The 9,039-nt window shown below is 50.5% G+C and carries 1 protein-coding gene; it reads right to left on the bottom strand.

Features of this window, described 5'->3' with window-relative positions; genetic code table 11:
- A partial coding sequence (locus OIU26_RS25615; RefSeq protein WP_264218401.1) for a non-ribosomal peptide synthetase occupies positions 1 to 9,039 on the bottom strand: 9,039 nt, incomplete at both ends.

Genomic DNA, 9,039 nt, shown 5'->3' with positions numbered 1-9,039 from the left:
CCGTCAGCACTTCGCTGTCTGCATTCACGGAGCCCTCGTAGGCAAAATCCTTAGGTAGCGGCCCAGCTTCAGCTTTGACCTGTTCCAGCTGCTTCCAATAGACTTCATCCGATGCAGCCTCAGGACGGTTAGCATAAGAGGATAACTCCCGTGCCCAAGTTTGGAAGGAATCTGTTTTATAGGGCAATCGTACGGACTCGCCCTGGATCGCCTGCTCGTAGCCTGTCGAGAAATCTTCAAACAGAATCCGCCACGACACCCCGTCCACCACCAAGTGGTGAATGGCGATCAGCAGATGGTCGCCCTCCGCTGTGCGGAACCATCCGAGTTTTACCAAAGGTCCTGCGGACAGGTCCATGCTGCTTTGGATTTCCGTTGCCTTCGCTTCCAACTCTTCCGCATAAGCGGCCCGTTCACGGTAATCTACCATTTCCAGTGTATATAACGTGCCTTCCTCTACATGGCGGGTCCAAGCCGTATAACCAGCGGAGGCCTGACGGAAGACCGTACGAAGCGCATCATGGTGCTTCACGAGGTAGTCCATCACTTGACGAACCGCTGTCTCCTCAAAGCCCTCGGCGCGATAGAGCATAACCGCCTGATTAAAGTGCTGCGGACGCTCGCGCTCCTGCGCAAAGAACCAATGCTGGATCGGAAGTAGCGCCGTTTCCCCGCTGACTTCTTCCTGATCTGCCATACGACGGACCTCGTGCATATGCGGTGCCAGGGCTTCAACGGTTGGATACTGGAACAAATCCTTCATGTCCAGCTTATAGCCGGCCTGGAACGCACGGGAGGCGATTTGGATCGCCTTGATCGAATCACCGCCCAGGTCGAAGAAATTGTCCAGAATACCGACCGTCTGCAGCCCCAGTACCGACTCCCAGACGGCTACCAAAGCGCGTTCTTGCGCCGTACGCGGCTCGGCATAATCGACTTCGGTTTGCAGGCTGCCCTCTGGTGCAGGCAAGGCCTTGCGGTCGATTTTGCCATTCGGTGTCAGTGGCAGCTGTTCCAGTTGTACAAAGTACGATGGCACCATGTAGCCTGGCAACTCCCGTCCCAGCTCACTTCTTAGCTTGCTGGCCTCGACTTCTTGTCCCGCGACATAGTAGGCCACCATGTGGTTTTGGCCCATTTCGTCCATACGGGCCACGACGACCGCTTCGCGTACCGATTCCACCTGGAGCAGCTGCGATTCGACCTCGCCCAGCTCAATCCGATAACCCCTGATTTTCACCTGATGATCGATCCGGCCCAGATATTCAATGTTGCCGTCCGGCATCCATCTCGCCAAATCGCCGGTGCGGTACATCCGTTCATAGCCTGCTTTGCCTCCGGCAAACGGGTTCTCTACAAATTTCTCGGCCGTTAGTTCTTCGCGTTTCCAATAACCACGGGCTAATCCTTCCCCTGCAATACATAATTCGCCCGGCACACCGATTGGCTGCAATCCCCCATCCGCGTTCATGATATATATTTGGGTATTCGCGATAGGACGTCCGATATTAATTTGATGAGCATGGGTCAGTTCCTGTACAGTCGACCAAACTGTCGTTTCTGTAGGTCCGTACATATTGTAAATGCGAGGACCGTTTATCTTTTGCAGATCTCCCAACAGCTTGGACGGTAGAGCTTCACCCCCGACCATAATTGCCTTCACGCTTTGCAGTGCGTGGGAACCTGTTTCATGACCCAGTAGCATTTGCACCCGCGATGGTGTCATTTGCAACATCTCAATATGATGATGAGTAATCAACTCACCAAGTGCCTGAGGATTCACCTGATGCTGGCGGTCGCCAAGCACAACCGTCATGCCACCCAGCAGAGGCAGGATGGTTTCCAAGACAAAAATATCGAATGAAATGGTCGTCAGTGACAAAATGGTTTGACTCGTTTCAAAGTCAATTGCTTCGCGCATACCTGTAATAAAGTTGAGTACTGAGCGATGCTGGAGCATAACCCCTTTCGGATTTCCAGTTGAACCAGAGGTATAGATGACGTAAGCCAAATGCTCTGGGCGGGCAATCGCCTCCAGGTTGCTGCTTTCTCCCTGATACAATTCTGCATCCTCAATAAATATTGCATTGGCGTTGCAATAGTGCTCTTCCAACAGATCACGACTGGTCAGAAGCACTGTGGCCTCGCTATCTTCCAGCATGTATTGAATACGAGATGACGGAAATTCGGGATCAATTGGCACATATGCACCGCCTGCTTTTAGAACGGCCAGCAGACCTACGATCATTTCCACTGAGCGCTGCACCATCAGGCCGACCAGCTTATCAGGTCCTACCCCCTGTGCTTGAAGTATTCGTGCCAATGAGTTGGCTCGTTCATTCAGCTCCCGATAAGTCAGACTCTGATGTCCAAACATTAATGCTACCTGATCCGGTGTCTGTGCCACCTGTTCCTCGAACACCGCACTTAACGTCTGATCCTGTGGATAAGCTGTTGCAGTATCGCCCCAAACCTGAATAATCTGCGCTTGTTCTTCCGATGTTATCAATTCCAACTCACTCACACGGATATTCGGATTCTCCACAATTTGCCTAATGACATGCTCGATATGACCCTTGATGCGCTGCATTTCGGACCGGTTATATACCAGTTCATTGTATTCCAGCAGGATCGTGATATCCTCGTCAGGCACGACAATCAGGTTAAAATCGTAGTTGGTTTGCTCTGCAATTGCCACATTGGCTATAGATAAGCCTGTATGTGCGTCTGCTTCGCCGGAATCAATCGCCTGAGATATCTTTTGCCCGATCGGATAGTTTTCAAAGACCATAATATGATTAATCAGGTCTTGTTTTTGTTCAGTCAGCGCCTGAATATCGTAGAGCGGAAACGTGTCATATGGACCGGAGCTCAAAGCCTGTTCCTGTGTACGCTTTAATATTTCAGCAAATGTTGCATTCCGCTCACTGTAAATGCGAACCGGAATTGTATTAATGAACAAACCGATCATGCTCTCCACGCCTGCGACTTCTGCCGGACGCCCGGATACCACACTACCAAACACGACATCCTGATTATTATTGTATTTCTGTAAAATAACACCCCACGCACTCTGTAAAATCGTATTAATTGTTACTTTCTGTTGCTTTGCAATACGCTTCAATGCGGTACTCCGCTCTTTACCTAACCCAAAGGTCACCTTCTCCAAAACATAGCCTGTATCCGAACGCCCGTCACTTCCGTCTGCATCCTCATTCTGCACTGTTACAGAAGCCTGCGCTTTCTCACCAAGCAACAAGGTCTGTTGCTCATAACCCGCCAAATAGTCGCTCCAATAGCGAGCCGCTTCCTGCGCTTTCTGCTGTTCCAGCCATTCAATGTAACGGCTATATGGTCTGACAGGTGGTAGTTCCGGCTGCCTGTTCTTCATCAAAGACGAATACGCACTTAGCACTTCTTCCATGACAAGTGACAGACACCAGCCGTCCATCAGGATATGATGGAAGCTCCATACAAATCGGTATGAGCAATCCCCTGTACGGAAGACAGCTATACGCATCAGCGCATCCTTTCCTAAATCAAAGCCTCGAGCTTTGTCCTGAGTCACAAATTCAGCTACAGTGTGTTCACGCCCTCTGGCATCTTCATAACGGAAGCTCGGATTTTTATGACGATAGACAACCTGCAACGGTTGACCATGCCAGCCACTGTAGAAATTTGTCCGGAAAATTGCATGACGGCTTACGAGCAGCTTCACGCTTTCCTCAAACATGCTCGGTTCAAACTCTCCTTCAAGATCAAACGTCAACTGTTCAAAATACACTTCGGTTTGTGTATTCATCAAACTATGGAACAGCATACCCTTTTGCATTGGCGTTAGCGGGTACACGTCTTCCAATTCCCCAACCGTCTTTGTCTGTTCCTTAATCGTATCTAATTGCTCCAAGGTCAGACCTTTAAACAGTACATCACTTGGAGTCAATTCGTTCTGCTCCCTTGCAACACAGTGCTCGATAATTTCAAGCAGATTGGCTTTTAGCAGGTTAGCCAGCATTTGGATGGTGTCCTTACGGAAGACCTTGCTGTTATATCGAATATCCAGTTTCAGGATACCGTTGGTTACACTCGCGTCCACAATGAAATCGTATTTCATCTCCAGCTGATCACTAACGACCGATCCAATCGAGTAAGGTGACATACGGATATCACTGTTTTGCAACTCCTGATCAAACTGTCCGTGATAGCTAAAACTTACCTGTGGCTCGGCAAAAGCTTGATGTTGACCGAGATTCAGTGCATCTGCTTGCTGATCCGTGGCTTGGCCGGATTCACTCAAATATCTCCAGATTCCGTAGCCAATTCCCTTATTCGGAATATCACGCAGACTCTCTTTGACCTGTTTGATGCGTCCCGATAAAGTAGAATCACTGCCGATGTTCAGCCATATTGGATATTGAACCGTAAAGCAACCTATCGTACGAGAAAGGTCCGTATCTGGTAAAATGCCCTCACGTTCATATCCTTCCAAATTGATCAGGCTACGTTCATGACCGGTCCATGTGTACAGCATCATGCTCAAAGCTGTCAGCAGCAGATCGTTCACTTCCGTGTTATATGCGCGGTGCGCTTGCTTCAATAGCCGTTCTGTCTCTTCTTCCGAAAGCTTAACGACCATTTTACCCGTGTCAGCCAAGATAAATTTGCCATCCTGTGCTTGATCTTCAGGCAAGCGTACCTGGTCCGCCAAAGCGGATGCGTTCAGATGCTCCCAATAGGCGCGTTCGCCTTCCAGTGCTGCACTATTCGCATAGGTGTACAGTCTTTGAGACCAGGAACGGAACGAGTCCGTTTTATCCGGTAACTGAAGCACTTCTTGATGGACGGCTTTCTCATAGACTGTGGCTAAATCCTCCAACAAAATGCGCCACGATACCCCGTCTGCCACCAAATGGTGGATGGCTATGAACAAATGATCCCCATCCGCACAGTGGAACAAACCAGCTTTAAATAGCGGGCCTTCATGCACATAAATACTGCTTTGAATTTCGCTGACTTTCGCCTCAATCGTCGCACTAAGCAAAGCTTCATCAGTGACATCTCTAAAGTTCAATACATCCAGATGATACAGTTCGCCCTCATGTACTCCACGGTTCCATGCTTCATAGCCTTGCTCCGTCTTGCTGAACACCATCCGTAGTGCATCATGGTGCTCAGTTAGCTTCATGAGCGCCTGACGTAGAGCGGATTCGTCAAAGCCCTGCTTCAGATGCAGCATAACCGCCTGGTTAAATGGATACGCATGCACTTGCCCTTGTTCTGCAAGCCAGTATTGGGTCGGCGTTAGCGCCACTTTCCCCGTGACCTCGCCTTGCTCGGTCGTTTGCTTGTCCGCTAACCGAAGATGCGGAGCCAGCTCCTTCATATTTGGAAATTTGAACAAGTCCTTCATATCCATCTTGTACCCGGCTTGAAGCAGTCGGGAAGAGAATTGAATCGCCTTGATGGAGTCGCCGCCCAGATCAAAGAAGTTGTCTAAAATACCGACCGTTTGTACGTTCAGAACGGACTGCCAGATTGCTACGAGTGCCCGTTCGGCTCCAGTGCGCGGCTCTACATACTCCGCTCCGCTTTGCAGACTGCCTTCGGGTGCCGGCAGAGCCTTGCGGTCAATTTTGCCGTTTGGACTCAGTGGCATCTGCTCCAGCTGTACAAAATAGGATGGTACCATGTAGCTTGGCAGTTCTCGGCCCAGCTCACTTCTCAGCTCACTGGCACTGAGTTCTTGCCCCGCAACATAGTAGGCCACCATTTGGTTTTGGCCCGTTTCATCCGCACGAGCCATGACCACGGCTTCTCGTACCGATTCCACCTGGAGCAGTTGCGTTTCCACCTCGCCCAGTTCGATTCGATAACCCCGGATTTTTACCTGATGGTCAATCCGTCCCAAATATTCGATGTTCCCGTCTGGCAACCATCTCGCCAAATCGCCTGTGCGGTACATCCGCTCATAGCCTGCTTCCCCACCAGCAAACGGATCGGCTACAAATTTCTCGGCCGTCAGCTCCGGCCGATTCAGGTAACCACGGGCTACGCCGACACCGCCGATGCACAGCTCACCCGCAACCCCAATCGGCTGCAATTGCTCTTTGCCTTCCTTCACGATGTACAGACGAATATTTTGAATCGGTTTCCCGATGGGAATAACCGTATATTCCTCATCCGGCTCGCAATCGAAGTACGATACGTCCACCGTCGCTTCCGTCGGGCCGTACAGGTTGATCAGCTTCGCTCCGGCCAGGCTCGACACGAGCCGCTGGAACCGGGCCACATGCGGCGGCGGCAAGGCTTCACCACTGGCAAAGACATGGCGCAGCGTGCCCAGCTTCGCTTGCATCACTTCCCGTGGCTGTTGCTCCACGTACTCCAGGAACGCATGCAGCATAGCAGGTACAAAGTGCATCGTGGTCACGCCATCACGGGCAATCGTGTCAACGATGTCTTCCGGGTTCTTTTCCCCGCCGACTGACAGCAAGCTCACCTTCGAGCCAACCATTGACCACCAGAACAGCTCCCACACTGACACGTCGAAGGTAAAGGTGGTTTTTTGCAGAATTGTATCCTCCGCACTCAAGCCGTAGCGATCATGCATCCACAAAATCCGGTTCAGCACGGAATGATGCTCCACCATTACACCTTTCGGTTTTCCAGTGGAACCGGAGGTGTAGATCACATAAGCGACATGATGTGGCCCCGACAACGGCTCCAAGTTGGAGCTATCTTCGTGGTAGATGTCGTTGCGTTCCAACACCAGCACCTGGCCGTCGAAACTCAGCGATGCTTGCTCGGCCAGGTGCGATGACGTCAGCATGAGTTTCGCTCCCGAATCCTCCAGCATAAAGCGGATGCGATCGGCCGGATATTCCGGATCGATTGGTACATAAGCTCCACCAGCCTTGAGGATCGCATAGATGCCTACGATCATGTCCAGCGAACGCTGCGCCAGAATGCCTACCGGCTGATTCGATTCTACTCCTTCTGTGCGCAAGGTGCGTGCAAGACGGTTGGCTCTCTCGTTCAGTTCACGATAGGTTAAGGATTGATGCTCCCAAACGACAGCTACATGATCTGGTGTGCGTTCAGCCTGCTCCTCAAACAGCTTTTGGATCGTCTGATGGCTTGGATATGCTGAAGCCGTCGCATTAAACGCTCCTGTAATCTGCTGCTTTTCCGCTGCTGTGACTAATTCCAGCTCTTCAACCCGAACATGCGGGTTGAGCGAAATTTGCTCCAGTAGACGTGCTAAATGCCCATGCAGACGCTCAATACCTGCTTGATCAAAGCTGAGCGCGTTATACATAAAGCGAATCTTGATGCCTTCTCCCGGCATAACAGCTACGTTCAGATCGTAGTTGGTTTCCTCTGTAGCCACCACGTTCGAAATCGTAAATTTATCCTGTCCCTCGCTACCTAACTGTTCTACCTGCTGTCCCACCGGATAATTTTCAAATATCATAATATGATTGATTAAATCCTGTTTCTGCTCGGTCAGCGCCTGAATTTCATACAGCGGGAATGCATCGTAGGCATTGGAAGCCAGCGCCTGCTGCTGGGTTCGTTTCATCAGCTCGACAAAGGTTTCGCCTTGTTCAGACTGCACACGCACTGGAATGGTATTAATGAACAGCCCGATCATGTGCTCCACGCCTGGAATATCCCCTGGACGACCGGACACGACGCTACCGAACACGACATCCGTACTGTTGTTATATTTTTGCAACAGAACGCCCCATACGGTCTGAATCAGTGTGTTGATCGTGACCTGATTTTGCTTCGCCACCCGTTCGATCTGAGCAACCAGCTCTGGCTGGAAGTTACATTCCAGATCTTCAGCGACATACTCCCCGGATTGTAAAGATTTCGACTGTGTTTTTTGCTGTGGAAGCGTAATTTGCTGCTCGTAGTCCGCCAGATACCCACTCCAGTATTGCAAGGCCGCCTCACGGTCCTGACGCTCCAACCATTCGATAAATCGGCTGAACGGCGTGACTGGCTCCAGCGCTGGCTCATGACCCGCGCGCAGTGCCAGATAGCTACCGAATACCTCCTGTGTCATAAAGGACAAACACCAGCCATCCATCAAAATGTGATGGAAGCTCCAAACAAAGTGGTACGTTTCATCCCCGGTTTGCAAAATAGAAACACGAATGAGTGCATCCTCTGCCAGATGGAATCCTTTTGCTTTATCTTCAATGACAAAAGCTTCAACACGAGCTGCTCGTTCCTCTTTCTCCAGTCCGCGCAGGTCTTCATAATATAATTGTCCGCTACGGTTGCGGAAAACGACCTGTACAGGCTCATCCTTCCATGAACTGATAAAGTTCGTCCGCAATGCCTCATGACGCTGTACGAGCAAATCAAAACTTTTACCGAAAGTAACTACATCGAAGCGGCCATTCAACTCAAAGGTGGCCTGCTCAAAATAAGCCGCCGAATTCTCATCCATCAAGCTGTAAAAGAGCATCCCCTTTTGCATCGGCGTCAAGGCATATACATTTTCCAGCTCGCCCAGATCTCGCGTATCTTCTACCAATTGCTCCAGCTCGTCCAGCGTTACATGGTTTAACAGGACATCACTTGGGGTCAGCACCGCTCTTTCTTGGGCAACACAGTGATGAATCACCTCACGCAAGCTGGATGCCAACAGCTCTCCAAGCCGTTCAATCGTTTCATGACGGAACTGCGTTGTGCCGTAGCGAATCGTGAACATCAACTCGCCATCTTCGATTACTCCATTGATATCCAGCGCAAAATCCATAGTCGCGTTCGTGCTGACAGGCACACCGATAGAATAGGTGGAAGGCTCCAGATCATTGCCTTTATAATCCTGATCGAATTGGCCCAAATAGTTAAAACTGATCTCAGGCTGAGCCTGTAACTGTACGCCTGCTTTCTCCAGCGCATTCATATCTGACAGGTATCGTAAAATACCATAGCCGATGCCTTTTTGCGGAATATGGCGCAGCCCTTCCTTGATCCTTTTGATCAGACGAGCGGTATGTCCCCCTTGTCCCAAACTTC

This window comes from Paenibacillus sp. BT-177, from assembly GCF_025846815.2.
Taxonomy (GTDB): domain Bacteria; phylum Bacillota; class Bacilli; order Paenibacillales; family Paenibacillaceae; genus Paenibacillus; species Paenibacillus polymyxa_C.
The sequence above is the reverse complement of the archived record's forward strand: the minus strand, read 5'-3'. Positions and strand labels throughout refer to the sequence as shown.